Here is a 24,992-nt window from a genome sequence, read left to right as displayed (position 1 = left end):
GTCAGTGGCACGTCACAGCGAACGAGGTCTCACCTTTTGGCCCTTCAGCCGTCCGATGAAGCCGAATGTCTGTACTCCCCGACCGACATCTTCGCGTGTGACCACGGCTGACGGCAGGTCTCCTGGCTCGCGGGTCATCACCACTTCGTCGCCTTCCCGGGACCGAGGACCCAGTGGCTTCTGACGAAGGATTATCCGCTCACAGTTGCGGGGGCAGCCACGGCGTTGGGGACAATGTCCCCGCACCGTATTCCCTTTTCATCCCCTCTCGGGGAAACCGTCGCGAGCATCTAGGATTACCATCACAACAGAGTCAATGTGCCAGTTGCGGCGTTATGGCCACAACGACCAACTTCCTTGGAGATGAGCATGGAAGGCGAGACCTTCCTCTGGTTGATACGGCACGCGCCCGTCGCGGGCGTCACAGGCACGATCCACGCGTCCGACGCGCCGGCCGATCTCAGCGATCGCGCGCAACTGGACGCTGTGCGACGGCACCTGCCACCGGATGCCGCCGGCTATGCCAGCCCGTCGCGGCGTACGGTCGAGACGGCGCGCGCGCTGGGCCTCGAGCCGGAGCCCGTCAGTGAATTCCGCGAGCAGGATTTTGGTGACTGGACCGGCCATCGCCATGACGAACTCGAGGCGACCCGCGGTGAGGCCTATGCGCAGTTCTGGAACGATCCAGCTGGCGGACGACCGCCGGGCGGCGAGAGCTTTGCGGATCAGGTCGCGCGTGTCCGGCTGGGCCTGTCGCGGATCGCAGCCGGATCGGCCACGCTCGTCGTGCATTCCGGCACCATCCGCGCCGCGCTCTGCATCGCGCTGGACCTGACGCCGACGGCGGCCTTGCGCTTCGTGGTCGATCCGCTGTCGCTGACCCGGATCGATCGCCTCCTGAGCGGCTGGCGCGTCGTCTCCGTCAATCAGCGGATCAGTTAGGACGATCCGGCACATTGGCCTGCGCAAACGTCGCCATGCCGTTGTGGAGGCTGCAGGCGAGGCGCACCAGCGGCAGCGCGATGGCGGCGCCCGATCCCTCGCCGAGCCGGAGATCGAGGCTGATCAACGGCTGCACGTTCAGCGCGCGCAGCACCAGCCGATGCCCTTGCTCCGCCGATTGATGCGACGGCAGCAGGAACGGCTGGCACGACGGATTGAGACGTGCCGCCGCCAGCGCCGCCACCGATACGATGAAGCCATCGATCAATACAGGGATGCGGCGCTGCGCGGCCGCGATGATCGCACCTGAGATCGCCGCGATCTCCAGGCCGCCAACGGCGCATAGGATTTTTTCCGGCGAAGCGCCGCCAACGCCGTGACGCGCGATCGCAGCATCAATCACACGGGCCTTGTGCGCGCGCCCCGCCGCATCGATCCCGGTGCCGCTCCCCGCAATCTCTTCGGCGCTGATGCCGAGCAGGCCCGCCGCGATTGCCGCCGAGGTCGTGGTGTTGCCGATCCCCATCTCGCCGAAGATCAGGAGATCAGGCTGATGGGCAGCCGCACGTGCGACGGCGCGCTGGCCGGCCTCGAACGCATACCCCAGCTCGGCGGGTGCGAGAGCGGCTTCGACGCTGAAATCGCGTGTGCCGTGGCGCGGCTTGTCGGTGACGATTCCTGCCATCTCGTCCTGCGCCAGCGTGCCGGCGTCGACCACCTCCAGGCTCGAGCCAAGCTCGCGCGCCAGCACCGAGATCGCGGCGCCGCCGGCGGCGAAATTCGCCATCATCGCGATAGTCACGGCTTGCGGATAGGCCGATACGCCCTGCGCGACGATGCCGTGGTCGCCGGCGAAGATGATGATCGGCACCCGTGCGGCACGCGGCTGTTCGGTCGCCTGCAGGCCCGCAAGCTCGATTGCGAGCTGCTCGAGCCGGCCGAGCGCGCCGGTCGGTTTTGTCAGTTGCGCCTGCCGCGCAATCGCCGCCTCGCGATGGGCCGCGGAGACATCGGGGCAGTTCTGGGGGACCCATTCGGGGAGCATGCTGCCTCGCTTAACGTGCGCGCTTGAGAATGTAGCTGTCCATGATCCAGCCGTGCCGCTCGCGCGCTTCCTGCCGCGCCGCGACGATGCGCGGGCCAACCTCGGCGAGCGCGCCGGACATGATGATCTGGTCGGGCATGCCGAGATAGGCGCCCCACCAGATCTGCAAGCCCCGCTGATCGAGCGATTGAAACGCCGTGCCGCCGTCGAGCATCACCACCACGGTATCGACATCTTGCGGCCAGCCGCCTTCGCGCAAGCGCCGCCCCGTCGTGACCAGAAAAGGCTCGCCGATGTCGTTGAGCGGCAGCGCATGCGCCGCGCACAGCGCCTGGATCGAGGTGATACCGGGCACGACCTCGATCGTCGGCAACGGATTGAGCCGTCGTGCAATGCGCAGCGAGGAGTCATAGAGCGAGGGATCGCCCCAGATCAGCAGCGCAACCTTGCCTTCGCCTTCGAGATGGTTTGCGATCGCTTTCGACCAGGCCGCGGCAACCGCATCATGCCAATCGTCCACGCCCTTGCGATAGTCAGCTTCACCAGCGTCGCGCACGGGAAGATCGAATTCGGCAATGATTGTCTTGTCGCTGGTGAGCACGTCCGCGCAGATCGTCCGCCTGAGATCGGCGAGATCGGACTTCGCCGTCCCCTTGCGCGGGATCAGGACGAGATCAGCGGCGTTGATCGCTCGAACAGCCGCGCGCGTGAGCTGGTTGGGATCGCCGCAACCGATGCCTATCAGGGAGAGCGTGAACATCGCGAACGCGACGGGCGGCCCTTGCGGCCGCCCGCTCGCTTGTCTCTCAGGCCGCGTTGTGCAGGCGCGGGGTGACGAGGCCGGGCGCGGTGACGCCGCGCAGCGACTTCGCCAGTGCCAGCACCGCGAGATCGGCGAGCGGCTCGATCACGATGACCAGCGCATAGGACGCCGCGAACGTCGCGATGTTGGCGAGATTGGTCATGGCAAAACCGGAGCCATAGAGCGCCCAGAACGCCACCCAGGCGATCACACCGGCCTGATAGGTCGTCGAAAGCGCCAGGGCCTGCCGATACTTCAAATCAACATAGGCGGTGTTGCGCGAAATGATCCGTGTGGCGATCGCCTGAATCGCGAACAGCGGCACCAGCAGCGTGGTGATGTTCATGCCGTATTGCGGGATGTCAGCGGGCTCGAAGAACACGCCCTGGAGCAGCAGACCGAACGCAAGGCCGAAGGCCGCAGGCGCCGCGCCGAACAGCAGGAACAGTGTCGAGCCGAGAATGAAGTGCACCTCGGAGACGCCGACCGGGAAGTGCGGCAGGATCTCGAAGAAGGTGAAGACGAGGACTGTGGTGGCGAGCGTCCGCGCCGCGAACGACGTGATGCCCTGCTCACGCACGGTCTCCACCGCGAGCTTCAGCGCAACGCCGCCTGCGGCGATGCCGGTTGCGTAACTCAACACGAGCTTGGCGCCCGTCACTATGCCGGGTTCGATATGCATGGCTCAATTTCCTTCCTGCCGTCACACCCGACGGCCTTGGCCTCAAAACGTGCAGGGCCGGTCTCCTGGCTCGCGGTTCCCCGGGATTTCCGGCCTTCCCGGACCTTGCGGCCCAGTGGCTGATCGGAGTCCCTCACCGCTTACAGTCGCGGGGGCGGCTGGGGTTTTGGGCGCCGCAACTGGGTCCGCCCATCCCCATTCCCGATTATGCTCCGGCGCTTTGCGCCGCGTCGAGCACCATGCCTCTCTTGTGTGCCCCTTTCGCTGAGCCTGCGTCAAGGGGCGAACGGCGGCCAGGGCCGTCATGACGGATAATCCCCCGCCAGCGCCCCAAACAGGATCACGGCGGCCGTCGAGGCGGCGCCGCCGCGCGCAAGCTGCTCGGCAAGCTCGGCGATGGTGGTGCGGACCAGCCGTTCGTCGGGGCGTCCGAGGGATTCGGCGAACAATGCCGGCGTGGTTGGGGCGAGGCCGTGCGCGATCAATTTTGCAGCAAGCGCTGGGAAGGTGCGCCGGCCCATATAGACCACGGTCGTCGCTTCCGGGTCGGCCAGTGCCCCCCAGTTCAGGTTAGGCGGCAACGCGCCGGTGACATCAGCCCCGGTCACGAACTGCACCCGGCGCGAGGTATGGCGCCGGGTCAGGGGAATGCCGGCTTGCGCCGCGGCAACGCAGGCCGATGTCACGCCGGGAACGATCTCGTAGCCGATGCCGGCCTCACGCAGCGTCTCAAGTTCTTCCTCGAGCCGGCCGAAAATGCCGGCGTCGCCCGACTTGAGCCGCACCACGCGTGCGCCTGTCGCCGCATAGTCGACCAGCAGGCGGTTGACGTGGTGCTGCTTGGTCGAGGGACGCCCTGCCCGTTTCCCCACCGCGACGAGATTGGCGCCTGGCCGGGCGAGATCGAGGATCGCGCCAGAGGCAAGATCGTCATAGAGCACGACGTCGGCTTCGCGCAGCCGCGCGGCGCCCTTGAGCGTGAGAAGCTCGGGGTCGCCGGGCCCGGCGGAGATGAAGGAGACGAATCCGCTCACCGGTCCTCCGCGATCAGATGAAAGAAGGTGCCGGTGGCGTGGCCGCGCTGCGAGCCGGTCTCGGCGATGACTGCGCCAGTCGCATCATGCACGACCGCCAGCGGCGTATCAGGCTGGGCAAGAATGGTCGAATAGTGGAATTCGTGGCCGCGCAGGCGCGCGCCGGAGCGATGTCCCGGCATCGGCGCGGCGAGTTCGGCCAGACGATAACCGAGATGCATGCGGCGTTTGGCAAAGCTCGTCTCCAGGCCAAGCAGGCCTGTCATCTCGTGGCGGATTCCGTCCGCATCGGTCAAAGCGGTTCCCAGCACCATATAGCCCCCGCATTCGCCGTGCACCGGCCGCGTTTCGGCGAAGGCGCGCAGGCCGCTGCGAAAACGCGCATTGGCCGCGATCTTGCCGGCATGCAACTCGGGATAACCGCCGGGCAGCCAGCACACATCGGCGCTCGCGTCAGGCGCTTCATCGGAGAGCGGCGAGAATGTCGAGATCTCCGCGCCCGCCCGGCGCCAGGCTTCCAGCATATGCGGATAGACGAAGGAGAACGCCGCATCGCGGGCCAGCGCGATGCGCTGCCCCGGCGGTGTCACGTTCAGCCCATTCGCGGCAGGTTGCGGCGACCAGCTGGCAGCCGATCGCAGCACCGCATCGAGATCGACATGCTCGGCGACGAAGCGCGCGGCCTCGTCGATCAGCTTGCCGATCTCGCCCTGCTCTTCGGCCTGCACCAGGCCGAGATGTCGCTTCGGCAGGCTGATCTCGGCATGACGCGGCAGCGCGCCGAACACGGCAATGCCGGAATCGTTGAGCGCACGCCGCACGAGGTCTTCGTGGCGCGGGCTGGCAACGCGGTTGAGCACGACGCCCGCAAGGCGCACACCGGGGCGATAATCGCGAAGTCCCGCGGCGATCGCCGCCGCGGTCTGCGCCTGACCGGAAGGATCGATCACCAGCACCACCGGCCAGCCCAGCATCTCCGCAATGTCGGCGGTGGCACCGGTGCCGGAGACACCGCGCGCGGCGACGCCGTCGAACAGGCCCATCGATCCCTCGGCGAGCACGACATCGGCGTCCGCGCCGCGGCTGACGAGATGGGCGATGCCCCCGCGGTCCATCGCCCAGCTATCGACGTTGACGGAAGCGCGCCCCGTGGCGGCGGCGTGGAAGGCGGGATCGATGTAATCGGGACCGCTCTTGAAGCACTGCACGTTCAATCCGCGATTGCGCCAGGCGCGCGCGAGCGCCAGCGTCAGCGTGGTCTTGCCGACGCCGGAAGCCGGCGCGGAAATGACGAAGCCTGCCGCCATCACGAGGCCTCCGGAAAGCGTGGCTCGGCACCGACAGGCCGATAGCGACGATCGTAGTCGGCGGCATAGAGGCGGCTCTCGTCGAAATCCGCAGCACCAAGCGTTCTGCCGACCAGAATGATCGCGGTGCGCTCCATCTCGGTGCCGACGGCAGCATCGAGCGTAGCAAGCGTGGCGCGGACGATGCGCTGGTCCGGCCAGCTCGCGCGCCAGACGATGGCGACCGGGCAATCCGCGCCATAATGCGGCGCGAGCTCGGCGACGACCTTGTCGAGCAGATGGATCGACAGATGGATCGCAAGCACCGCACCGGTCGCGGCGAATGCGGCGAGCTTCTCGCGCTCGGGCATCGCACTGGCGCGGCCGGGCGTGCGCGTCAGCACCACCGTCTGGGCGAGACCGGGCAGCGTCAGCTCAGCCTCCAGAGCGGCGGCGGCGGCGGAGAAGGACGGCACGCCAGGCGTCACGGTGAAAGGGATACCGAGTGCGCGCAGGCGGCGGAGCTGCTCGCCCATCGCCGACCAGATCGAGAGATCGCCGGAATGCAGGCGAGCGACGTCCTTGCCTTCGGCATGCGCGGCGGCGATCTCCGCGATGATCTCGTCGAGCGATAGCGGCGCGGTATTGACGATGCGCGCGCCGGGCGGGCAATGCGCCAGCACGCCTTCGGGGACCAGTGAGCCCGCATAGAGGCAGACCGGACAGGCCGCGATCAGGTCGCGGCCGCGCAACGTCAGCAAATCGGGCGCGCCCGGCCCTGCCCCGATGAAATGCACCGTCATGCGCCGTCTCCTTCCGCGATCGCGGCGGTCGCGGTGCGATCCTGCGAGACAACGCGTGTCGAGATCAGCCGTGCACGCGGCCCCGCCGCAGCGAGAGCTGCGGCTTCGGCAACCGATCCGATGCCGAACTTCTCCATCACGAGTTTGGACTGGGTCGGCGTGGCTATCCTGGCCAACATGTCGGCCGGAACAGCCTTGATCGGCACGCCGCACTCAAGCGCGAGCTGCTTCAACGGCTCCGCGTCGGCCTTGTCGCTGACAGTTGCCATCGCAGTGAGGCCTTCGGGATCACCCGCAGCCAGCAGCGCTTCGCGCAGCGAAGCGAGAGTGACATCTCTCCTGAACCCAAACCCGGCCACCTTCATCGGACCGTACTCCACTGCACCACCGGCCGTGCCGCCTCCCAGGACCGGTAACGGCCGAGCGGGCCAGCATAAGCGATGTCGACCCGCATCAGCTCGCCGCCGTGGCGCTGGTGCAGACCGCCGAGCAACGCTTCCGTCTCCAATGTGACCGAATGTGCAACCAGCCGTGTGCCCGGTGCAAGCCGCGACCAGATTGCATCGAACATCGCGATGTCGAGACCGCCGCCGATGAAGACCGCATCCGGTGCTTCGAGTGCAGCAACAGCTTCAGGCGCCCTCCCCGTGACGACGGTTATCCGGTGCGAAAGTCCAAACGCCGCTGCATTGCTGCGGATGTTTGCGACGCGATCCTCGCGTGGCTCGATTGCGGTCGCCGTCCCGCCGCACAGCGCCCACTCGACCGAGATCGACCCCGAACCGGCGCCGATATCCCACAGCCGTTCGCCCGGACGCGGCGCCAGCGCCGAAAGCGCGAGCGCACGCACCGGCCGCTTGGTGATCTGGCCGTCATGGACGAACAGATCGTCAGGACGCCCCGAGGCGTGGGGCATACCATGCCTGCCCTTCGCCTCAACGGCGACGGTGATCAGGTTTCCAGCGGGATCACCGGCGAAACCGTCGGCGCGATGTTCTTGGATGCTTTCGCGCGGACCACCGAGTGCGGCGAGCGTCCAGAAGGACGAGGCGCCCCATCCACGCTCGCTCAACCATTTTGCGAGATCGCTTGCCGCTTTCCCATCGCGCACGAGGCAGATGATGCGCGCCCCTCGCGCCAGATGCGGAACGAGACGTTCGAACGGTGCGGCGTGAAGCCCGAGGCAGACGGCGGATTCGAGCCGCCAGCCCAGCCGTGCGGCCGCAAGCGAGAAGGTCGACGGAGCGGAATGCGCGGTCCACTCGCCGGTCTGCAGCTTCTCGGCGAGACCAGCACCTGCGCCATGCCAGAACGGATCGCCGGAAGCGAGCACCACTGTCGGCCGGCCGCGGCTGCTCAGAACGACGTCGGCGTCGAACGGCACCGGCCACGGACGGCCGCGGCTGCCGACGCCGGCAAGCGCGAGATGCCGTGCACCACCGAAGACGGTTTCGGCCTCATTGAGCGCCTTTCGGCTTGCTTCGGACAGCCCGGCAAGGCCATCTTCGCCGATACCGATGATGGTCAGCCAGGGATCAGCCAAGGAATCAGCCATGACGCGCGCCCTCATTCTGGGCGGAACTGCCGATGCGAGCCTGCTCGCCGCGGCGATCGCGCGCGCAGGCATCGAGGCCATCTATTCCTATGGCGGCCGCACCCGCGCGCCTGCGGATCAGCCGCTGCCGACCCGCATCGGCGGCTTCGGCGGCGTGAGCGGGCTTGCCGACACCATCCGCAGCGAAGGCATTACGCATGTGATCGACGCGACGCATCCTTTCGCTGCGGAGATGAGCCGCAATGCGGTCGAGGCGTGCGCGGAAACCGATACGCCGCTGATCGCGCTGGAGCGCGCGCCTTGGACCGGGATGTCCGGCGACAATTGGATTGAGGTCGCAGATGTCAACGCTGCAGTCGCCGCACTGCCGGAGGCGCCCGCCAACGTGTTCCTCGCCATCGGCCGCCAGCACATCGCGCCGTTCGCAAGCAAGCCGCAGCACACCTACACGCTCCGCTTCGTCGATCCGCCCGAAGCGCCCCTGCCCTTTGCGGCCGAAATGATCGTATCGCGTGGACCGTTCAACCTTGACGGCGAACTGGAGATGATGCGGACGCGCGGCATCGCATGGATCGTCGCCCGCAATTCCGGCGGCGACGGCGCGCGCGCCAAGATCGACGCGGCGCGCCTGCTCGGCCTTCCCGTGGTCATGATCTCGCGGCCGGAGCTGCCCGAGCGCCGACGGGTTGAGAGCGTCACTGAGGTGATGCAGTGGCTCAGTCATTCGACCCGCCTCGGTGCATAGACCCAGCGGCCGACGCGGCGCGTCTGCGAATTGCCGACGATGACCAGCGTGCGCATATCGGCCATCTCGGGCCGGGCTTCGTGCAGCGTGACAGTTTCGATCCTCTCGTCAGCTGTGCTGACCGCGCGCGCAAAAATCACGAGGCGCTCGCCGCAACCGGCGTCCTTCAGCACCGCGAGCGCGCGGCCAAATCCTTCGGGCCGACTTGCGGAGCGCGGATTGTACATCGCAATCGAAAAATCAGCTTCGGCGGCAAGCCGCAGGCGCTTCTCGATGACTGCCCACGGCTTGAGATTGTCGGAGAGATTGATGGCGCAGAAATCATGGCCGAGCGGCGCGCCCGCGCGCGCGGCAGCTGCCAGCATCGCCGTGATGCCAGGCAGCACGCGAATCGAAAGATCCCGCCATTGCGGCGCCTGTTCAAGCGCCTCGAACACTGCAGAGGCCATCGCGAAGACGCCGGGATCGCCCGAGGACACGACAACGACCTGCCCGCCTTCGGACGCAAGCCGCAGCGCTTCGCTCGCGCGCTGCAGCTCCTCGCGGTTATCCGAGGGATGCAGCTTAAGCCCGGCACGCGGCGGCACGCGCGTGACATAGGGTGCGTAACCCAGAATGTCGGTTGCGGAGGCCAGCGCAGCCGTGACCTCGGGCGTCACCAGAGCATCGCTGCCCGGCCCGAGGCCCGCGATGGTCAGCGTGCCCGTCATTCGGCGGCGTCCAGGTGCCGGCCCTTGCCGTGTACCAGCACGATCGCGAAGTAAGGACAGTCGGCGCCGTCGACCTCGGCAAGCCGCACCACGCGCTCGCCCGCCATGGTGCCGCACTCGACCAGCCAGGCATCATCGAGCCGGCCGGCTGAGCTGAGCGCGCGGCGCACCTTTGCGAGATTGCGCCCGGTCTTCATGACGACAACCGCATCGGAATCGCGCATGCGCCGCTCGAGCTCGTCCTCGGCCAGCGTTCCCATCAGCACGGTCGTCACGTCATCGCCGAGCGCGATCGGCTGCCCGACGCCGTTCCAGCAGCCGACCATGCCGGGAATGCCCGCAATCACCTCGATCTCGACACGGCCCTGCAGGCGTATGTGCAGATGCATGAAGGAGCCGTAGAAATAAGGGTCGCCCTCGCAGAGCACGACGACGTCGACCGCGCGCGAAAGCCGCGCCAGACGCTCCGCCCACTCGTCGTAGAAGCCCGCCAGCAGCTGCACGTACTCGGCGCTGTCGAAGGCGATCTCGGTGGTGACCGGATATTCCATGGGATATTCGGTGACATCGGCCGCCAGCATGCCCTCGACGATGCGCCGCGCCTGGCCCGGCCGGCCCTTCTTGCGGAAATAGGCGACGTGGCTTGCGGCGCGCACGGTGCGATTGGCGCGCACGCTCATCAGATCAGGATCGCCAGGGCCGAGACCGCAGCAGATGATGCGCCCCATCGCTATTCGCTCCGGCTCGCCAAGGCGTTCACGGCGGCAACGGTAATCGCGGAACCGCCGAGGCGGCCCTCGACCGTCAGCGCCGGCGCCGGCGGATCGGCCATCAGCGCGGCCTTGGATTCGGCAGCGCCGACGAATCCGACGGGACAGCCGATGATCGCCGCGGGCCGTGGGCAGTCACGGTTCTCCAGCATGTTGAGCAGATGAAACAGCGCGGTCGGCGCATTGCCGATCGCAACGATCGCACCATCGAGATGCGGCCGCCACAGCTCCAGCGCCGCGGCCGAACGCGTGTTGCGCATGGATTGCGCCAGCGCTGGAACGGCCTCGTCGCCGAGCGTGCAGATGACGGCATTGGCTGCCGGTAACCTCGCGCGCGTAATCCCTTCAGAGACCATGCGCGCATCGCACAGGATCGGCGCGCCTCGTTGCAGGGCGGCGCGCGCAGCGGTCGCCATGCCCTGCGTGAAGCGGATATGCGCCTCCAGGCCGACCATGCCGGCGGCATGGATCATCCGCACCACGATTTGTTCTTCGTCCGGCGTGAAGCGGGCAAGATCGGCCTCGGCGCGGATGGTCGCAAAGGACTGCCGGTAGATGGCCGCGCCGTCGGTCTCGTAAGTGTGCGGCATCAGTTTCCTCCCACGAGAATGGAGGGATCGCTGACGATGTCCGCGCCGTTCAGGCCGCGCAGCACCGGCTCGTCGCGGATCGAGCCGTCACGGACGAGATCGAAGCCGGCGCGGGTCGCCACCAGCGTGACCGCGGCCGTGCCGGAATGGGCACAGCCCTTGCCGCAGCCGGAGACGTGGAGCCGCGCATCGGAGGCGATGCGCGGGGCGAGCGCTGCTGCGAGCGCACGCGTATCGGCATGGGCTTCGCGGCAGCGCGGCGCGCCGCTGCAGGCGATGACGCGCAGCGCGGGATCAAAGGGCTCGGTGATCAGGCCCGGGGCGCTCGGCATCTCGCGCTCGCCTTCGCTCAGCACCATCCGCCAGGGCGTCATGCGCAGCGCATGTCCACAACCGGCGAACTGATGCAGCGTCGTATGCAGCATCTGCCCGAACGCGACGCCGACCATCGCGCCTTGCGGATAGTGCCCGGGACGCGAGGCGGCCATCACGGGCGCGGGCTCGGTCTCGCCGCGCAGCGATTGAGGCAATGCCGCGCCGGACGCGATGTGGGCCGCCATGCGCCCTCGCCCGCCTGTCGCGCCGCCGGAGACCAGGAACCAGCTTGCGAGCGCGAGCGCCGTGCTCACGGCTTCTCCGCGTGCGACGGAGCGGCCCAGCTTTGCGCCATCGGCCCGCACCAGGAGACGGCCTGTGCGATCGCGCTCGATGCGGATGTCGGCGGAATCGCCGGCGAGCACGCGCGAGGTCCCGTCATCGATGGCGAAGCCGAATTTCGTTGGAAGCGCGAGCGAATTATCCTCGAGCGCTTCTTCCAGCTCGGCGGCAAGCGATTGTGTCGCGTCGCCAGCGCGCCAGAACGGCGTGACGAGGATGTTGCGACGGGCTTCCGTGGCCGGATCGGGATCGAGCAGCGCCAATCGTGCAAGGCCGTCGATCAACGGTCGATGGCCTGCTTCACTGACGCCCCTGATCTGCAGATTGGCGCGGCTCGTCACGTCGATCAGACCATTGCCGTGTTGCCCGGCGAGCTCGGCAAGTCGGGAAATTTGAGGTGCTTCCAGCCGTCCACCGAACGGACGCACGCGCACCACGAGCCCGTCGCCCGAGAGCATCGGGCGCAGCGCGCCGGGACACCAGCCCTTGACCGTGGCCGCGCTCATGAGGCCTCCCGCAGCGCCGCGGCGATCGAATTGCGGCGCGTTTGCCAAAGCGCCGCATCGTGCAGGCGCGCAAAACAGGTTTCCATCGCGGCGAGCGCCGACGGATTTTCACGCGCCATGAAAGCGCGGACGTCATCATTGCCGAGCGTTGCATCGTAGTAGAGATCGAACAGATGCGGCGGCACGGTGCCGGCGAGATGCGCGAAAGCGGCCATGTGCTCCAGCGTCGCGGTGATTTCGGCGGCGCCGCGAAAGCCGTGACGCATCATGCCGGCGATCCAGGCCGGATTCGCGGCACGCGCACGGACGACACGCGCGATTTCCTCGGTCAGGGTGCGCGCATGCGGCTGCTCGGGACGCGTCGTGTCGAGGTGATAGAGCGCCGGCCCTGCCGCGCCGAGATGCGCGGCCGCGGCCGCAACGCCGGCTTCATGCGCGGCATAGTCGGCCGCGAGCAGCAGATCGGTCTCCGGCAAGTCCTGGACATGGACAAAGCCATCGGCCGCAGCGAGGCGCTGTTCGATGCCGGCGCGATTCGGCTGCATCTCGCCGTCGGCCGAGAACGCCCAGGACGATGCCGCCAGCCAGGCTTCACCGGCTGCCTCGCGGGTCTCCGGCGTGAAGGCATCGGGGATCGCGGATAGGCCCACGCCGTATTGTCCGGGACGCGGCGCGAACACGCGGGAGGCGCGGTGGCGGTACGGATTCTCATCGCCCTCGTCCTCGCGCGCCGCAAGCGCTTCGGAGGCGGCCTCGAACAATTGCGCAAGGCCTGAGAAGACGTCGCGGAACAGGCCGGACACGCGCAGCGTGACGTCGATGCGGGGGCGGCCGAGCTCGGCCGGCGCGACGATGTCGTAGCCGGTGACGCGGCCGGAGGCGTGATCCCAGCGCGGCGCAAGGCCGGCCAGATGCAGCGCCATCGCGAACTCTTCGCCCGCGGTGCGCATCGTTGCCGAACCCCAGAGATCGACGACGAGCCCCTTCGGCCAGTCGCCGTGATCCTGCAGATGGCGGCGCAGCAGCTCTTCGGCGAGTTTTATCCCCTGCGCATGTGCCGACGGCGTCGGCACGGCGCGCGGATCGACCGCAAAGAGATTGCGCCCGGTCGGCAGCACGTCTTGACGGCCGCGATAGGGCGAGCCCGACGGTCCCGGCGCAACGCGCTGGCCGGCAAGCGCGGCGCGCAGCGCTCCGCGCTCCGCCTCGCCGCAGGCGCCGCGGCCGAATACGTGCAGGCCGTCCCCGAATTGGCTTTCCTTGAGATCGCAGACGAAGCGATCAATCCGCGGAATGGCTTCGGCGGGCGCGGCCGAGGCATCCAAACCGAGATCGTCTTCGAGGCCTGCCACGCGCGCCTCGTCGCGGATCGCGGCAATCAGCCGTTGGCGGCGCGCGGGATCGAAACCATCAGCGGTCGAATATTCGTCGAGAAGTCGTTCGAGCCGGCGCAGGGCCTCCGGCACCGAGGATGTTTCCAGCGGCGGCGGCAGATGGCCGATGGTGACGGCGCCAATGCGCCGTTTCGCCTGCGCGGCCTCGCCGGGATCGTTGACGATGAAGGGATAGATGATTGGGAGATCGCCGATCAGGGCTTCCGGCCAGCAGTGCGATGACAGCGCCACGGATTTTCCGGGCAGCCATTCCAACGTGCCATGTGCGCCCATATGCACGACGGCATCGCAGGCCTGCTGCCGGAGCCAGAGATAGAACGCGACATAACCCTGGCGCGGCGTGCGGGCGAGATCGTGATAATCAATATCGCGCGTGGTCGCATCGCCGCGTTCCGGCTGAACCGCGATGATCGACTTGCCGCAAGCGACGGCCGCGAATTGAAACACGCCGTCCTGGCAGCTCGGATCATCCTCCGGCGCGCCCCAGGCTTGCGCGAGATCATCCTGCAAGACTTGCGGCAGGCGCGAAAGCGCCGCGCGGTAATCGACGATGCTCCAGGTGAGCTGCGGCCTCAGCAGCGTCGCGCCGAGCGCATGGACGGGCGCAACATCGAAGCCGGCCTCCGCGAGATCCGACACCAGCGCCTCGACCGAAGCCAGCGCATCGAGACCGACCGCATGCGCGATCTGATGCGGCCGGCCCGGATAATTCGAGAGCACGATCGCAATGCGCTTCTCGGCCGCTGGCTTCTCCGCGAGGCCCCGCCAAGCCGCGACGCGCGCGGCGACGGCCGTCACGCGCCCTTCATCGGCGCCGTGCGCAAGACGCGAAAATTGCAGATCGGGGTCACGCATCCCCGCCGATTTGAAGCTCACCACGCCCGCGAACAGGCGGCCATCGACCTCGGGCAGCACCACATGCATCGCAAGATCGCCGGGCGACAGGCCGCGCAGCGACTCCACCCAGTCCTCGCGCCGCGCGGTGGAGAGCGCGACCTGAAACACCGGACAGGATGCGGCGTCAAATGGTGTCGTGCCGTCGTCGCCCATGGCCGAGAACGCCGTCGCATTGACGATCGCCGCCGGAGGATTTTGCGCAAGATGCGCGCGCAGCCAATCCGCAACGCCCGCAGCCTTCAGCGACGTGACGAACGCGCCACAAGTGTCAAATCCCTTCTGACGCAACGTCGCGATCAGGGCATCGACCGGGCCGGTGTCGGCAGCGGTGAGATAGGAGCGATAGAACGTCACCAGCGCGCGCGGCCTGCCCTCGCCGCCCACCGGCGCAGCAATGACACCACGCGCGGGATCGTAGAACCCCATCTCGGGCACGGTCGTCTCGCCGATAACTGGCCCGGCATAGAGGCCCGAGGCCAGCGCGAGCTGTGCAATCGCGGCCTGCGCCGCGACCGGGCCGCCGGTGTCGCAGAGCACCTTGAGCCGGCGCAGCGTCGAGACCGGCAAGGTCGAGTATGCATCGAGCCGCGTGTCGTCACGGCCATCGGCCGGCAGCACGGCCAGCACAATGCCACGGTCCTTCGCGAGCTGTTGCAGGGCCGCAAGCCCATACGGCCAGTAGGACTCCCCGCCGATCAGCCGCACCAGAATGCCGCGCGCCTGCGACAGCGTGCGCTCGATATAGGTGTCGACCGACAGCGGATGACGCAGCTCAGCAAGGTTCGCGAGCCGCAGCGTCGGCAGGTTCTCGCGACCACGCCGCCAGCCGGCTGCGAACGCCGCGAGATCCGAATCCGAATACGAGAGCACCACGAGATCGGCCGGGTCCTGGCCGATATCCCTTGGCGTCGCGGTCTCCTCCAGACCGCGGCTCTCGCGGAAGACGACGTGCATCAGATACCTAGTCCTGCCTTGATGGCGGCCTCGTCGATATCGCCGTGCTCGCCGATCACGACGAGCTTCGACCGCCTGTGACCGGCGCCCCACGGCTTGTCGAACTGGTGGCGCACGCGCTCGCCGACGGCCTGCAGCAGCAGCCGCATCGGCTTGCCCGCGACCGCGATGTAACCCTTGGCCCGCAGCACGTTCTGCTCGCGCGCCAGCTTCTGGACGGATGCGACCAGCGCATCGACGTCGGCGACTTCAGGAAGGTCGACCACGACGGAGGCGAAGTCATCGTGCTCGTGCTCCTCCTCGCCGTCATGATGCGAGGGGCGCGCGGCGAGATCGTTCTCGGCGGCGGCGCCGAGACCGAGGATGACGCGCGCATCGATCGCGCCGTCGGTCACGGGGAGCATCGGCACGCGGCGCGGCATCTCGGCAATAATCGCCGCCTTGGCCGCTTCAAGCCCCGCCGCGCCCGCAAGATCGGCCTTGGTCAGCAGCACGATATCGGCGCAGGCGATCTGATCCTCGAACACCTCCGACAGCGGCGTCTCGTGATCGAGATTTTGGTCTGCCGCCCGCTGCGCTTCGACGGCATCAGGATCCGGCGCAAAGCGGCCGGCGGCGACGGCCTCGGCATCGGCAAGTGCGATCACACCGTCGACGGTGATGCGCGAGCGGATCTCCGGCCAGTCGAACGCCTTCAGCAGCGGCTTCGGCAGCGCCAGGCCCGAGGTCTCGATCAGGATGTGATCGGGCCGCACGGGCCGCGCCAGCAGTTTTTCCATGGTCGGGATGAAATCGTCGGCGACCGTGCAGCAGATGCAGCCATTGGCGAGCTCGATGATGTTCTCCTCCGGGCAATTGGCATCGGCGCAGGATTTCAATATCTCGCCGTCGACGCCCTCACTGCCGAACTCGTTCACGAGCACCGCGAGCTTCTTGCCGCCGGCATTGCTGAGCAGATGCTGGATCAGCGTCGTCTTGCCGGAGCCGAGAAAACCGGTGACCACCGTCACAGGGACTTTTGCGAGCGAGTTCATTCGGCGGCCTCCGGCACGACGGCAATGGGGGGAATGCGGGCAAGCGATTGCTTGCGGAATATTTCCGGCCGGCTGCGCCAGGGCACGAGACCATCCGGCGCCGCCGCATAAGCCGCGGCGCCCGCGACCACATCCCGCGCATTCGCATCCGACAGGCGGCCATAGACATACGACCAGCGGCCGGGCGCGCTGAGCGCGACCGAGCAGCCCTGATTGCAGGCCGACAGGCATTCGACGGGAACCACATTGACGCCCTCGGGCACGCCGGCGTCGAGGATCGCCCCATGCAGGCGCTTGCCGGGCGTCGCCTCGCCCTCGCCAGGCGTCTCGCCGGCACGGCAGGTGATGCAGACGTGAAGTGTGACGGTCATCGCCTCTTCCAGATAACAGCGGGAGGCGATGAGGCACACGGACCATTCTTCAGAAGGCCCGTTTCCCCGTCGCGGAACACCCCGTCCGCCGGTCCAAAACTCGTCCGCGCTGGCAGGTCTCCCGGCTTGCGGAGCAGGGTTTTGCCCTTCGATCCCCGCCTTCCCGATTCCCGCGGGAATCAGTGGCTTCGGGCATCTCTCCGGTCACGGTCGCGGGGGCGGCTGCATTTTGGACCCAAATCTTGCCGATTCGGACCCTATCGCATTCCCTCTTCGCCTGTCATAGGACAGGAACCAACGCCGGGCCACCATTTGCCGGTGGCCGCCACTTGTCAAGCCGAAGGACCGGGACCGATGACGCCTGAACCGGATACAAAAACGGCCGAGGAAACCGACGCCCGCCACGCCACGAAAATGGCGAAGAAGAAGGCCGCCCGCGACAAGATCATGGCGACCAAGAGCGGCGAAAAGGGCCTCATCATCGTCCACACCGGCGCCGGCAAGGGCAAGTCCTCCTCGGCCTTCGGCATGATCGTCCGCTGCGTCGCCCATGGCTTCCCCTGTGCGGTCGTGCAGTTCATCAAGGGCGCCTGGGATACCGGCGAGCGACGCCTGCTCACCGGCCATTTCGGCGACCTCTGCCAGTTCCACGCCATGGGCGAAGGTTTTACCTGGGAGACGCAGGACCGCGCCCGCGACATCGCCGCCGCGCGCGCCGGCTGGGAGAAGGCCAAGGAGCTGATCCTCGATGAGAGCTTGCGCATGGTCGTGCTCGACGAGATCAACATCGCGCTGCGCTACGACTATCTCGACATCGCCGAGGTCGTCGAGTTTCTGACCACCTCGAAGCCGCCGATGACGCATGTCGTCCTCACCGGGCGCAACGCCAAGGACGAGCTGATCGAGATCGCCGATCTCGTCACCGAGATGACGCTGGTCAAGCATCCCTTCCGCTCCGGCATCAAGGCGCAGGCCGGCGTCGAGTTCTGAGTTCGATGGCGCGCGCATTGATGATCCAGGGGGCCGGCTCGGACGTGGGCAAGTCGCTCATCGTCGCAGGCCTTGCGCGTGCCTTCACGCGGCGCGGCCTGCGCGTGCTGCCGTTCAAGCCGCAGAACATGTCGAACAACGCCGCCGTCACCATCGATGGCGGCGAGATCGGCCGCGCCCAGGCGCTGCAGGCGCTGGCAGCAGGCGTCGAACCGCACACCGACATGAACCCCGTGCTGCTCAAGCCCGAGACCGATGTCGGCGCGCAGGTGATCGTCCACGGAAAGCGCATCGCGACTGCGCGCGCGCGTGACTACGCCGCGATGAAGCCCTCGCTGATGGGCGCGGTGCTGGAGAGCTTTGAGCGGCTGAAGGCACGCGCCGATCTAGTGCTGGTGGAAGGCGCCGGCAGTCCGGCCGAGGTGAATTTGCGTAAGGCCGACATCGCCAATATGGGTTTTGCGCGCAAGGCCGACGTGCCGGTCGTGCTGATCGGCGACATCGACCGCGGCGGCGTCATCGCCCAGCTCGTCGGCATCAAGACGGTGATCGACCCCGACGATGCCGCGATAATCCGGGGTTTTGTCATCAACAAGTTCCGCGGCGATCCCACCCTGTTCGACGACGGCTACAGGCTGATCGAGCAAAAGACCGCGTGGCGCGGCCTTGGCGTGCTGCCCTGGTTCGCCCGCGCCGGCGAGCTGCCGGCCGAGGATGCGCTGGGCCTCAGCGATGCGCGCAAGCCGGGCCAATGCAAGATCGCCTGCCTCGCGCTGTCGCGGATCGCCAATTTCGACGATCTCGATCCACTCAAGCTCGAGCCGGGCGTCGATCTCGTGATGGTACGCCCCGGCGAAGCCATCCCCGGCGATGTCCGCCTCGTCATCATCCCCGGCTCAAAGTCCACCCGCGGCGATCTCGCCTTCCTGCGCGCGCAAGGCTGGGACATCGATCTGCTCGCGCATCACCGCAGGGGTGGCTATGTGCTCGGCCTCTGCGGCGGCTATCAGATGCTGGGACGCAGCGTCGCGGACCCACAGGGAATTGAAGGTCCCGCGGGCGACACGGCGGGGCTCGGGCTGCTGGATGTGGACACGGTGATGAGTCCGCAGAAGACGCTGACGCGGGTTACGGCTGTGCATGCCGCTACGGATCAGCCGATCGAGGCGTACGAAATTCACATCGGCCGTACCGATGGGCCCGATCGTGCGCGCCCGTTTGCGACACTGAACGGCGAGACCGAAGGCGCGATCTCGCGCGATGGCCGCGTGCAGGGCAGCTACCTGCACGGCCTGTTCACGTCGGATGATTTCCGCAAGGCGTACCTCGCAAAGCTCGACATTCCCGCTGGCAACGAGCCCTACCACGCCCGGGTCGAGAGTGCGCTCGATGCGCTCGCCGACCACATCGAAAAGCATCTCGACGTCGAAGGTCTGCTTGCGCTAGCGCGCTAGCACCTCGGCAAGGCGCATCCATTCGGCTTCGCTGCCGGGAAGCCCGAGCCGAAGCCATGTCGGCTTTTGCGCGAAGACGCGCGACCAGATCTGGCTTTGTGCCAGTCTGTCTTGCGCGGCGAGCGCGTCGGGTGTCTCGTAGAGACGGAACAGCGGCGTCCCCCCAAGCAGCATCCAGCCTTGCGCTTGCGCTATGGCATCGAGGCGAACACAGTCCCGGGCAAGTCGCGCTGACGTGGTCTCAGCCCAGGCGTCGTCGCGCAGCGCGCGACAGCCGATCGCGATCGCCGCTCCCGAAACCGGCCATGGACCCGACATCGACGCAAGCTTGCCAATGTCGGCGGCATTGCCGATCGCGAAGCCGAGCCGCAGGCCGGCAAGGCCATAGAACTTTCCGAACGAGCGCAGGATCAGCAGTCCCGGTCGATCGGCTTCCGATGCAAGCGACAGCTGCGAAACGGCGTCGACGAAGCTCTCGTCGATGACGAGGCGGCCGACGCGCGGCAGCAGTGCGAGCAGATCCTTTGGTGCACGATGCTGTCCGCCGGGGTTGTTGGGATTGACGATCACGGCAAGATCCGCCCCCGCCAGCGCGTCGAGTTCCCTGACCTCCTGGACATCCCAGCCTGCGGCCGACAGAACCCCTGCGTATTCATTGTAGGTCGGTCCGAGGATGCGGGCGCGGCCGGTTCGTAACAGCTGCGGCAGCAATTGAATGGCAGCCTGCGCGCCGCCCATCGCAACGATCGGTGCGCTGGTGCGATAGGCATGCTGCGCCGCCTGATGCAGGGCGTTGATGTCGGATTGCGAGGGCAGCGCATTCCAATAGTGCGCATCGATCTCGCCGACGGGATAAGGCAGCCGGTTGATCCCTGTCGACAGATCGATCCAGTCTTCCGCGCGTCCGCCGAAACGCTGCTGTGCCAGATCCAGATTTCCACCGTGCTCGCGCATGTCCCGTTCTTTCATGCGAAAGCCAGGATCGCAAGGGTGCCAGCGAGCAGCACCATGGCGCGGCGGTAGACCGTCAGTGCCTCGGCGATATCAGCGGCGCGCGGATCGCGCGCGCCCTCGTTGAGCCAAGGCTCGTCGGTCGCGCTGCCGTGATAGATGCGGGGGCCGCTGAGCCGGACGCCAAGCGCCCCCGCCATGGCCGCCTCCGGCCAGCCGGCATTGGGCGAGCGGTGACGGCGTGCGTCGCGCGTCATGCACGACAACGCCTCCGATCGCCGCGGCGCTAGCAGCACGAACACGAATCCAGTCAGCCGCGCCGGAATGAAATTGGCGACATCGTCGATGCGGGCCGCCGCCCAGCCGAAGGCCTCGTGCCGCTCGTTGCGATGGCCGATCATGGAGTCCAGCGTGTTGATCGCCTTGTAGCCGAGGATGCCCGGCAGGCCGAACAACGCGCCCCAGAACACCGGCGCCACGATGCCGTCGGAGGCATTTTCCGCAAGGCTCTCGATCGCCGCGCGCGCGATGCCGGCTTCATCGAGCGCTGCGGGATCGCGGCCGACGATCCGCGAGACCGCGTCGCGCGCGGCGGCGATATCGCCAGCCAGCAGAGGATTCGCGACCGCGGCGACGTGATCATATAGCGAGCGCAGCGCGACCAAGGGCCAGGCCAGGATGCCAATCAGCACGACCTGGATCCAGCCCAGGGACAGCAAGGATTGAAGCATCCAACCGAGTGCGACGGAGAGCGCGATCACGAGAAGCGCGCCAGCAATGCCCGCGCCGCGGCGAAATGCCGGCGGATCGGACGAGCGGTTCCAGGCAATGTCGATGGCACCGATCAGCCGGCCCAGCCAGCTCACGGGATGCCCGATCCGCGCGAACAGAGGCGACGGCCAGCCCAGCAGGGCATCCACCGCCATTGCCACCACCATCGCGCCCGCAAAACCCACATTCGTCTCCTGTCCCGCCCCTGTTGCGCAAAGCGAGGGGCGAGCGCAAGCCCCTCGCCTCCCGATTTCGGCTTTGTCTTTGGCCGCGTTTGATGATTAGTCAGGCCCGCAGGAGACCTTTTATGGCCGTCATCTTGATCACCGGCGGAGCTCGATCGGGCAAGAGCAAGCGCGCGGAAACGCGCGCCCGCAGCTTCCCGGGCCAGCCCGTTTATGTCGCGACGGCCGAGGCGCTTGATGCCGAAATGGAGGCGCGCATCGCCAGACATCGTACGCGCCGCGGAACCGACTGGATCGAGCGCGAGGTGCCGCTCGATCTCGTGCCGGCGCTGGTTACAAGCGATAGCGGCGGCGCGCGGCTGGTGGACTGCCTGACGCTGTGGCTCTCCAACCTGATGCATGCGACGCGCGACTGGGAGCACGAGGTGACCGAGCTCGCCGCCGCCCTGCCCCGTCTCAAGAGCCCGGTCGTCCTCGTCACCAACGAAGTCGGCCTCGGCATCGTGCCCGACAACGCGCTCGCTCGCAGCTTTCGCGACGCCGCCGGGATCATGAACCAGGCCATCGCGGCCGTTGCCGACGAGGTTGAGTTCGTCGTTGCCGGCCTTCCGATGAAATTGAAATGATGCCGCGCGCCGAGCTTCTGAAAGACATCGTCGCCGATCTCAGGATGGCGGTATCGTTCGTGACGATCCTCCCGGTGGCCTCGTCCAAGCCCGCGGCTGACGGCACCGTCGCGCGCGCGACCTGGGCGCTTCCCGTCGCGGGACTGCTGGTCGGCCTTGCCGGCGCTTTCGTCTACAAGGTTGCCATCCGCTTCGGACTGACGCCGAACATTGCCGCCCTGCTCGCACTCGCGAGCACCGCCCTCATCACCGGCGCGCTGCACGAAGACGGTCTTGCCGATACCGCCGATGGGCTCGGCGGCGGCCGCACGCGCGAGCGCAAGCTCGAGATCATGCGCGACAGCCGGATCGGGACCTACGGCGTCTGCGCGCTGATCCTGTCGTTCGGCCTGCGCTGGAGCGCACTCGCGGCGATCGCCGATCCCTTGCTGGTGGCATTTGCGCTTTGCGCCGCGCACGCCGCCGCCCGCGCGGGCGTGCCGGCCTTCATGTCACTGGTACCGCCAGCGCGGCCTGACGGGCTGTCGGCGAGCGCGGGATCGCCGCCGGGCCGCAGCGTCGCCATCGCCTTCGCTCTTGGAACGCTCGCGCTCGCTCTCGCGTTGGGGCCGGGCAAGGCGCTGGTCGGCCTGATCCTGCTGTCGCTCGCCGGCCTGTTGCTGGCGCGGCTTGCCGTGCGCCAGATCGGCGGGCAGACCGGCGACATCCTCGGTGCGTTCGAGCAGATCGGCGAGATTCTCATTCTGCTGGTCGCGGCATCGTTCCGGATGGGAGGCTGATCTCATGGTCGAGTTCGACGACACCTTCCGTCAGCACTTGCGCGAGCTGTTCGTGTGGCGCCGCGACGTCCGCCGCTTTCGAGCTGACCCGCTGCCGGCCGGCGCCATCGATCGCCTGATCGAGACGGCCTGCCTGTCGCCCTCGGTCGGCCTCAGCCAGCCCTGGCGCTTCGTCACCGTCGATGATGCTGCACGACGTCGCGCCATCATCGATGATTTCACGGCGTGCAACGCCGACGCACTGAATTGCTATTCCGGCGAACGCGCGGCCCGCTACGCCACGCTGAAACTGTCGGGCCTTGAGCAGGCCCCCGGTCACCTCGCCGTGTTCGCCGACAAGGCCAGCGACATCGGCCACGGCCTCGGCCGTGCGACCATGCCGGAGACGACCGAGTATTCCGTGGTCGCCGCCATCACCGCGATGTGGCTCGCCGCGCGCGCCGAGAGCATCGGCATCGGCTGGGTCTCAATCCTCAACCCGGATCGCATCCACGTCGTCCTCGACGTGCCCGATACCTGGAAGTTCATCGCCTATCTCTGCATCGGCTATCCGGAAGCCGAATGCGACCAGCCCGAGCTGGAGCAGGCGAAATGGGAGCACCGGCGCGGCGCGGACGAGTTTACGTTGCGGCGTTAAGCGGATCGCGCCCCAACTCGCCCGTCAGATACCAGCAGTCGATCCATCCTCTGTCATTGCGAGCGAAGCGAAGCAATCCAGGATCGCAAGGGCTCCTGGCAATGACGGCGGAGAGAGCGGCACAACCTTCCGTTACGACCTGCTCCTGCCGGCCACTGCCGCCACAGGCGCGGGTGGCTCCGGCTTCTGGAACATCAGCAGCGGGCGGAAGATGACGCGGCCATAGGCCTCGTAATGGTTCTGGGTCGAGACCGCCATCTTCAGTGGCGTCGCGTAATTTGCCTCGAAGGTCATGAACTGCGCATAGGTCCAGGAGAAACCGACGCCGACCGAGGCCATTTCGGTGACGCCGGGGAAGGTCGAATACACCGCACCCCAGTCGGTGAAGATGTAGGTGTCGAAACCCCTGAGCCATTGCGACCAGTTGTAGTGCAGCTCGGCGCTGAGATAATAGCCGCTGTCGCCGGAGGCCGCATTGGAGGGATAACCGCGTACGGTGGTGGGGCCGCCGATCGAGAAGATCTGATCGCCCGGCAGCAGCTTCTCCTGCGTGTACTGCCAGCTCGCCAGCACATTGGCGCTGAAGTTCTGGGGCCCTGCGGCGCTCGTCGCGATCAGCGAGCCGGTATAGGTGTTGAACGCGCGGTTGTTGCCGAGCACATAGTCATGCCACGCGATGTAGTTCACTGCCGGCGAGACCGTGATCGAATAGGTGTTGCCGGACTTGGTCACCGAGATTCCAGCCGTGGTCTTGTCGTAGTGGTCGTCGGTGACGGCGACCGTGGCAAAGCGGCTGACGGTCTTGCCCTCGGTCAAGGCCGCGTTGAGCAGCACCAGCCAGTCCTGCGTCACCCAGACCGGCTGGCTGAAATTGACAGCGGCCTGGCTCGAGCGACCGGTGACGTCGAGCGCGACGAACGGCCCCTGGACGATCTTGATCTTGCCTTCGGTATAGCTGACGCCGGCGCGGCCGCCCCAGGGATTGACCGGGATGCTGTAGGCGACATTGCCGTTGAGATTGCCGTCGGAGCGGACGCCGTAGAAGGTCAGGCGGTCGTCGACGCCGAACAATCCGTGGCGCTTGTAGAAGGCACCGCCCTCCCAACGCCCGGTGTTTTCGGAACCCTGATTGTCGGTGAAGAGCTGCAAGGTGTCGACCGGCGGCTCGATCACCGCGAACTGGAGGTCGGTGAGGCCGAAGCTCGTGCCGGGCTGCAGCAGCGCCTTGATCTGCACGTCGTTGGTCCGGTTGAACCAGATCACGTCGCGGTTGAGTTTTGGAACGTCGAGGACCTCGCCTTCGGGCTCCTTCACGCGATCGAGGATGTAATCGGTGCGAGTCTGCTTGTTGCCCTCGACGGTCGTCTTCTGCAGCCGTCCCTCGGTCAGCTTGACGCGGACGACGCCGCCCTTGGCATCCTGCTCGGGCAGGGTCGCGATGCCCGTGACGATGCCGCGCGCGGCATAGACCGCATTGATGTCAGCAACGAGCTGCAACAGCGAGGCGATGTCGACGTCCTTGCCGACATATCTCTTCGCGATCTCATCCAGCTCCGCCGGCGTGATGAACTTGGACTCGTCGAACGTGACCTTGCGCAGGCGAAATTTCGGCCCGCCTGGCTTCAGGAGCTGGGACTTTTCCCGCTCGCCGCCGATCACCGCCGGCCCGGTGAGCTTGGGCGGCGCGCTCTGCTGCTCGAGCTGCCGCCGCTGCCGGTCGACGTCGTTCTGGATCACGCCGGGATTGATCGACTGGGCGCGCGCGGAGGCGATGCAGCAAGCTGCAAGCCCGATCGCCAACGACGCCCCCAGAATCCGCATC

At 67.2% G+C, this 24,992-nt stretch carries 25 protein-coding genes and 3 riboswitches; of the genes, 7 read left to right on the top strand and 18 right to left on the bottom strand.

Translation table 11 applies throughout. From position 1 onward, the window contains the following. Window positions 1–95 precede the first annotated feature (95 nt). Window positions 96–297, bottom strand: a riboswitch (cobalamin riboswitch). Window positions 298–369: 72 nt separating this feature from the next. Continuing rightward, window positions 370–942: a histidine phosphatase family protein gene (locus tag XI04_RS05095; protein WP_028142456.1), complete on the top strand. Its 573-nt coding sequence runs from the start codon at window positions 370–372 to the stop codon at window positions 940–942. Here XI04_RS05095 and cobT read toward each other — a convergent pair. From cobT to cbiE, 8 genes are all read right to left on the bottom strand, one after another. Continuing rightward, window positions 935–1,987, bottom strand: coding sequence for a nicotinate-nucleotide--dimethylbenzimidazole phosphoribosyltransferase (cobT, locus tag XI04_RS05090; RefSeq protein ID WP_038947927.1), 1,053 nt, complete (start codon window positions 1,985–1,987; stop codon window positions 935–937). The two genes, XI04_RS05095 and cobT, sit on opposite strands and share 8 nt — an antisense overlap. 10 nt (window positions 1,988–1,997) lie before the next feature. Further along, the gene (gene cobF / locus XI04_RS05085) at window positions 1,998–2,747 is read right to left on the bottom strand and encodes a precorrin-6A synthase (deacetylating) (RefSeq protein ID WP_212475801.1); all 750 of its coding nucleotides are present in this window, start codon (window positions 2,745–2,747) and stop codon (window positions 1,998–2,000) included. Window positions 2,748–2,793: 46 nt separating this feature from the next. Continuing rightward, complete coding sequence (locus tag XI04_RS05080) at window positions 2,794–3,471, bottom strand: energy-coupling factor ABC transporter permease (protein WP_212429403.1); 678 nt, start codon at window positions 3,469–3,471, stop codon at window positions 2,794–2,796. A gap of 38 nt (window positions 3,472–3,509) precedes the next feature. Beyond that, window positions 3,510–3,728: riboswitch (cobalamin riboswitch) on the bottom strand. A 45-nt stretch (window positions 3,729–3,773) separates the two neighbouring features. Then, window positions 3,774–4,505, bottom strand: coding sequence for a uroporphyrinogen-III C-methyltransferase (gene cobA, locus XI04_RS05075; protein ID WP_212429404.1), 732 nt, complete (start codon window positions 4,503–4,505; stop codon window positions 3,774–3,776). Continuing rightward, entirely contained in the window at window positions 4,502–5,812 is a 1,311-nt protein-coding gene (locus XI04_RS05070; protein ID WP_095426512.1) for a cobyrinate a,c-diamide synthase, read from the bottom strand. Before XI04_RS05070 ends, cobA begins: the two co-directional genes overlap by 4 nt. Beyond that, window positions 5,812–6,594 carry a precorrin-4 C(11)-methyltransferase gene (gene cobM, locus XI04_RS05065; RefSeq protein WP_212475798.1) on the bottom strand — a complete coding sequence of 261 codons (783 nt, stop codon included), beginning with the start codon at window positions 6,592–6,594 and terminating at the stop codon, window positions 5,812–5,814. Before cobM ends, XI04_RS05070 begins: the two co-directional genes overlap by 1 nt. Then, complete coding sequence (locus XI04_RS05060) at window positions 6,591–6,959, bottom strand: cobalamin biosynthesis protein (RefSeq protein ID WP_212475797.1); 369 nt, start codon at window positions 6,957–6,959, stop codon at window positions 6,591–6,593. The genes cobM and XI04_RS05060 overlap by 4 nt, the downstream gene beginning before the upstream one ends. Then, window positions 6,956–8,137 (bottom strand): precorrin-6y C5,15-methyltransferase (decarboxylating) subunit CbiE, encoded by a 1,182-nt coding sequence (cbiE, locus tag XI04_RS05055; protein WP_212475941.1) that lies wholly within the window; start codon window positions 8,135–8,137, stop codon window positions 6,956–6,958. The genes XI04_RS05060 and cbiE overlap by 4 nt, the downstream gene beginning before the upstream one ends. Window positions 8,138–8,147: 10 nt before the next feature. Here cbiE and XI04_RS05050 point away from each other — a divergent pair, with 10 nt between their 5' ends. Continuing rightward, window positions 8,148–8,894, top strand: coding sequence for a cobalt-precorrin-6A reductase (locus XI04_RS05050; protein WP_028142447.1), 747 nt, complete (start codon window positions 8,148–8,150; stop codon window positions 8,892–8,894). On the opposite strand, the gene cobJ is transcribed toward XI04_RS05050, so the two are convergent. Genes cobJ through XI04_RS05015 form a run of 7 tightly spaced genes read right to left on the bottom strand, consistent with a single transcriptional unit; the run spans window position 8,870 to window position 16,777 of the window. Beyond that, on the bottom strand, window positions 8,870–9,604 hold the full coding sequence (cobJ, locus tag XI04_RS05045; protein WP_271608155.1) for a precorrin-3B C(17)-methyltransferase: 735 nt from the start codon (window positions 9,602–9,604) through the stop codon (window positions 8,870–8,872). The genes XI04_RS05050 and cobJ overlap by 25 nt on opposite strands. Continuing rightward, window positions 9,601–10,332 carry a precorrin-2 C(20)-methyltransferase gene (locus XI04_RS05040; protein WP_038970536.1) on the bottom strand — a complete coding sequence of 244 codons (732 nt, stop codon included), beginning with the start codon at window positions 10,330–10,332 and terminating at the stop codon, window positions 9,601–9,603. Before XI04_RS05040 ends, cobJ begins: the two co-directional genes overlap by 4 nt. Before the next feature lie 2 nt (window positions 10,333–10,334). Then, window positions 10,335–10,964, bottom strand: a complete 630-nt coding sequence (locus tag XI04_RS05035; protein ID WP_028142444.1) for a precorrin-8X methylmutase — start codon at window positions 10,962–10,964, stop codon at window positions 10,335–10,337. After that, window positions 10,964–12,127, bottom strand: coding sequence for a precorrin-3B synthase (cobG, locus tag XI04_RS05030; RefSeq protein WP_271608156.1), 1,164 nt, complete (start codon window positions 12,125–12,127; stop codon window positions 10,964–10,966). The genes XI04_RS05035 and cobG overlap by 1 nt, the downstream gene beginning before the upstream one ends. After that, the gene (gene cobN / locus XI04_RS05025; RefSeq protein ID WP_271611370.1) at window positions 12,124–15,372 is read right to left on the bottom strand and encodes a cobaltochelatase subunit CobN; all 3,249 of its coding nucleotides are present in this window, start codon (window positions 15,370–15,372) and stop codon (window positions 12,124–12,126) included. Before cobN ends, cobG begins: the two co-directional genes overlap by 4 nt. Continuing rightward, window positions 15,372–16,406: a cobalamin biosynthesis protein CobW gene (cobW, locus tag XI04_RS05020; RefSeq protein ID WP_028142441.1), complete on the bottom strand. Its 1,035-nt coding sequence runs from the start codon at window positions 16,404–16,406 to the stop codon at window positions 15,372–15,374. The genes cobN and cobW overlap by 1 nt, the downstream gene beginning before the upstream one ends. Further along, on the bottom strand, window positions 16,403–16,777 hold the full coding sequence (locus XI04_RS05015; protein ID WP_028142440.1) for a DUF1636 family protein: 375 nt from the start codon (window positions 16,775–16,777) through the stop codon (window positions 16,403–16,405). Before XI04_RS05015 ends, cobW begins: the two co-directional genes overlap by 4 nt. A 94-nt stretch (window positions 16,778–16,871) precedes the next feature. Continuing rightward, window positions 16,872–17,091: riboswitch (cobalamin riboswitch) on the bottom strand. A 40-nt stretch (window positions 17,092–17,131) separates the two neighbouring features. On the opposite strand from XI04_RS05015, the gene cobO reads away from it, so the two are divergent. Continuing rightward, the gene (gene cobO, locus XI04_RS05010) at window positions 17,132–17,767 is read left to right on the top strand and encodes a cob(I)yrinic acid a,c-diamide adenosyltransferase (RefSeq protein ID WP_028142439.1); all 636 of its coding nucleotides are present in this window, start codon (window positions 17,132–17,134) and stop codon (window positions 17,765–17,767) included. A 5-nt stretch (window positions 17,768–17,772) separates the two neighbouring features. Further along, a complete protein-coding gene (locus XI04_RS05005; RefSeq protein WP_028142438.1) occupies window positions 17,773–19,221 on the top strand; it encodes a cobyric acid synthase in 1,449 nt (482 codons plus the stop codon). Here the strand turns inward: XI04_RS05005 and cobD are convergent. Further along, on the bottom strand, window positions 19,210–20,175 hold the full coding sequence (gene cobD / locus XI04_RS05000; RefSeq protein ID WP_028142437.1) for a threonine-phosphate decarboxylase CobD: 966 nt from the start codon (window positions 20,173–20,175) through the stop codon (window positions 19,210–19,212). The two genes, XI04_RS05005 and cobD, sit on opposite strands and share 12 nt — an antisense overlap. 11 nt (window positions 20,176–20,186) lie before the next feature. After that, window positions 20,187–21,128: an adenosylcobinamide-phosphate synthase CbiB gene (gene cbiB, locus XI04_RS04995; RefSeq protein WP_271608159.1), complete on the bottom strand. Its 942-nt coding sequence runs from the start codon at window positions 21,126–21,128 to the stop codon at window positions 20,187–20,189. Window positions 21,129–21,250: 122 nt separating this feature from the next. Between cbiB and cobU the strand changes: the two genes are divergently transcribed. The 3 genes from cobU to bluB are packed head-to-tail and all read left to right on the top strand — an operon-like array spanning window position 21,251 to window position 23,170. After that, a complete protein-coding gene (cobU, locus tag XI04_RS04990; protein ID WP_173015866.1) occupies window positions 21,251–21,754 on the top strand; it encodes a bifunctional adenosylcobinamide kinase/adenosylcobinamide-phosphate guanylyltransferase in 504 nt (167 codons plus the stop codon). After that, a complete protein-coding gene (gene cobS / locus XI04_RS04985; protein WP_271623531.1) occupies window positions 21,751–22,533 on the top strand; it encodes an adenosylcobinamide-GDP ribazoletransferase in 783 nt (260 codons plus the stop codon). The genes cobU and cobS overlap by 4 nt, the downstream gene beginning before the upstream one ends. A 4-nt stretch (window positions 22,534–22,537) precedes the next feature. Next, complete coding sequence (gene bluB / locus XI04_RS04980) at window positions 22,538–23,170, top strand: 5,6-dimethylbenzimidazole synthase (protein WP_152103220.1); 633 nt, start codon at window positions 22,538–22,540, stop codon at window positions 23,168–23,170. A gap of 132 nt (window positions 23,171–23,302) precedes the next feature. Here bluB and XI04_RS04975 read toward each other — a convergent pair whose 3' ends face one another. Further along, window positions 23,303–24,991: a ShlB/FhaC/HecB family hemolysin secretion/activation protein gene (locus XI04_RS04975; RefSeq protein WP_038947908.1), complete on the bottom strand. Its 1,689-nt coding sequence runs from the start codon at window positions 24,989–24,991 to the stop codon at window positions 23,303–23,305. Window position 24,992: the final 1 nt, after the last annotated feature.

This window comes from Bradyrhizobium sp. CCBAU 11430 (genome assembly GCF_028128855.1).
GTDB classification, from domain to species: Bacteria; Pseudomonadota; Alphaproteobacteria; order Rhizobiales; family Xanthobacteraceae; genus Bradyrhizobium; species Bradyrhizobium ottawaense.
Note: the sequence above shows the minus strand (reverse complement) of the source record. Positions and strands in the feature narration are given on the sequence as shown.

Bases quoted from the DNA above. Each gene is read 5' to 3' on its own strand.
- cobN (WP_271611370.1), bottom strand. From the start codon at position 15,372: ATGCACGTCGTCTTCCGCGAGAGCCGCGGTCTGGAGGAGACCGCGACG.
- cobM (WP_212475798.1), bottom strand. From the start codon at position 6,594: ATGACGGTGCATTTCATCGGGGCAGGGCCGGGCGCGCCCGATTTGCTG.
- cobU (WP_173015866.1), top strand. From the start codon at position 21,251: ATGGCCGTCATCTTGATCACCGGCGGAGCTCGATCGGGCAAGAGCAAG.
- XI04_RS05050 (WP_028142447.1), top strand. From the start codon at position 8,148: ATGACGCGCGCCCTCATTCTGGGCGGAACTGCCGATGCGAGCCTGCTC.
- cobW (WP_028142441.1), bottom strand. From the start codon at position 16,406: ATGAACTCGCTCGCAAAAGTCCCTGTGACGGTGGTCACCGGTTTTCTC.
- cobO (WP_028142439.1), top strand. From the start codon at position 17,132: ATGACGCCTGAACCGGATACAAAAACGGCCGAGGAAACCGACGCCCGC.
- XI04_RS04975 (WP_038947908.1), bottom strand. From the start codon at position 24,991: ATGCGGATTCTGGGGGCGTCGTTGGCGATCGGGCTTGCAGCTTGCTGC.
- cobD (WP_028142437.1), bottom strand. From the start codon at position 20,175: ATGCGCGAGCACGGTGGAAATCTGGATCTGGCACAGCAGCGTTTCGGC.
- XI04_RS05070 (WP_095426512.1), bottom strand. From the start codon at position 5,812: ATGGCGGCAGGCTTCGTCATTTCCGCGCCGGCTTCCGGCGTCGGCAAG.
- XI04_RS05015 (WP_028142440.1), bottom strand. From the start codon at position 16,777: ATGACCGTCACACTTCACGTCTGCATCACCTGCCGTGCCGGCGAGACG.
- cobF (WP_212475801.1), bottom strand. From the start codon at position 2,747: ATGTTCACGCTCTCCCTGATAGGCATCGGTTGCGGCGATCCCAACCAG.
- XI04_RS05095 (WP_028142456.1), top strand. From the start codon at position 370: ATGGAAGGCGAGACCTTCCTCTGGTTGATACGGCACGCGCCCGTCGCG.
- XI04_RS05035 (WP_028142444.1), bottom strand. From the start codon at position 10,964: ATGCCGCACACTTACGAGACCGACGGCGCGGCCATCTACCGGCAGTCC.
- cobG (WP_271608156.1), bottom strand. From the start codon at position 12,127: ATGAGCGCGGCCACGGTCAAGGGCTGGTGTCCCGGCGCGCTGCGCCCG.
- bluB (WP_152103220.1), top strand. From the start codon at position 22,538: ATGGTCGAGTTCGACGACACCTTCCGTCAGCACTTGCGCGAGCTGTTC.
- XI04_RS05005 (WP_028142438.1), top strand. From the start codon at position 17,773: ATGGCGCGCGCATTGATGATCCAGGGGGCCGGCTCGGACGTGGGCAAG.
- XI04_RS05080 (WP_212429403.1), bottom strand. From the start codon at position 3,471: ATGCATATCGAACCCGGCATAGTGACGGGCGCCAAGCTCGTGTTGAGT.
- cobT (WP_038947927.1), bottom strand. From the start codon at position 1,987: ATGCTCCCCGAATGGGTCCCCCAGAACTGCCCCGATGTCTCCGCGGCC.
- cobJ (WP_271608155.1), bottom strand. From the start codon at position 9,604: ATGACGGGCACGCTGACCATCGCGGGCCTCGGGCCGGGCAGCGATGCT.
- cobS (WP_271623531.1), top strand. From the start codon at position 21,751: ATGATGCCGCGCGCCGAGCTTCTGAAAGACATCGTCGCCGATCTCAGG.
- XI04_RS05040 (WP_038970536.1), bottom strand. From the start codon at position 10,332: ATGGGGCGCATCATCTGCTGCGGTCTCGGCCCTGGCGATCCTGATCTG.
- XI04_RS05060 (WP_212475797.1), bottom strand. From the start codon at position 6,959: ATGAAGGTGGCCGGGTTTGGGTTCAGGAGAGATGTCACTCTCGCTTCG.